We start from the raw sequence: 1,345 nt of genomic DNA, 5'->3' as shown, positions 1-1,345 counted from the left end.
GCATAGCCCACCCGCTTGGGAATGCCGGTCAGCCACAACAACAGCTTGACCCCCAAGCTTCGGCCCAGGCTCAGCACCCCGTCATACTGCCGCTCGCGAATCCGCCCCAGCAGGTCGCTGAGATCCCCCAACGACAGCTGTTCTTTGAACGGAAAAGTCAGCACCCGACTCACCGAAGGACAAACCTCGTAGGCAGCCGCCGCCCGCGGCTCCACCAGCACCTCCAGCTCCGCCTCCGGGAAGCGCTGCCGCAAACTGGCCAGGGCGGGAAAAAACAAAATTTGATCCCCAATCCCCCCCGGCACCAGAGCCAAAAGGCGGGGGGCCAAAGGCGCTGTGCCGCCAACTGCTCGAGAAGCCACCTGCATAAAGCATCCTGTAGAAAGCTGTATCCAGCCTAGGGGATCCCCGCCTACTCTATCTCAGATTGGGTGGATAGATTCAGGGCCAGCTCGACCCGCGGAAGACAAACCCCAGAACCCTGCTGGCCCAGAGCGTTGTGTACACAGGCTCTCATCCGCGATGATGGGCTGTGGCCGCCACCTTCTGCAAAGGCAGCACCATGACGGAGGAGCCGATTCCGCTGCTGGATTTGACGGGGCAGTACCGGGCTTTGGCCGCGGTGTTGCAGCCGCAGCTGGAAGCGCTGCTGGCCTCTGGCCAGTACATCGGCGGGGCGGCGGTGCAGCGCTTTGAGGAGCAGTTTGCCCAGTTTTTGGGGGGTGGCTCTTTGGAGGCCGTCGGCTGCAATTCCGGCACCGATGCCTTGGTGCTGGCTTTGCAGGCTTTGGGCATCCAGGCGGGGGATGAGGTGCTCACCAGTGCCTTTAGTTTTTTTGCCTCGGCTGCCGCCATCAGCCGGGTGGGGGCGCGTCCGGTGTTTGTGGATGTGGATCCGTGCACCTTTAACCTGGATCCGCAGCTGCTGGAAAGGAGCATCTCCTGCCGCACCAAGGCGGTGGTGGTGGTGCATTTGTTTGGGCAGGCGGCCAACATGACCCAGATTCTGGCTATTGCCCGGCGGCACGGCTTGGCGGTGGTGGAAGATTGTGCCCAGGCGGTGGGGGCCTGCTGGGGGGGCAGGCCGGTGGGCACTTGGGGGGAGGTGGGCTGCTTCAGCTTTTTTCCCAGCAAGAATCTGGGTGCGGCTGGGGATGGGGGGGCGGTGGTGACGCGGGATCCCCAACTGGCCAGTCGGGTGCGGGCGCTGCGGGAGCATGGGCAGACCCGTCCGTACCACCACGAGTATCTGGGTCTCAACAGTCGTTTGGATGCGCTGCAGGCGGTGATTCTCTCGGTGAAGTTGCCTTATCTGCGGGAGTGGAACTGGCGGCGGCAGGGGATT

The 1,345-nt window shown here is 63.4% G+C and carries 2 protein-coding genes; one reads left to right on the top strand and one right to left on the bottom strand.

The features are described from left to right. On the bottom strand, nucleotides 1-368 hold a 368-nt coding region (locus ACVWYZ_RS14275), incomplete at its 3' end, for a glycosyltransferase family 9 protein (protein WP_457467426.1). A 164-nt stretch (nucleotides 369-532) separates the two neighbouring features. On the opposite strand from ACVWYZ_RS14275, the gene ACVWYZ_RS14270 reads away from it, so the two are divergent. Then, the coding region (locus tag ACVWYZ_RS14270) for a DegT/DnrJ/EryC1/StrS family aminotransferase (protein ID WP_457467425.1) at nucleotides 533-1,345 on the top strand (813 nt) is incomplete at its 3' end.

Source organism: Thermostichus sp. MS-CIW-37, from assembly GCF_054060065.1.
This window is presented reverse-complemented; position numbering and strand designations above follow the sequence as displayed.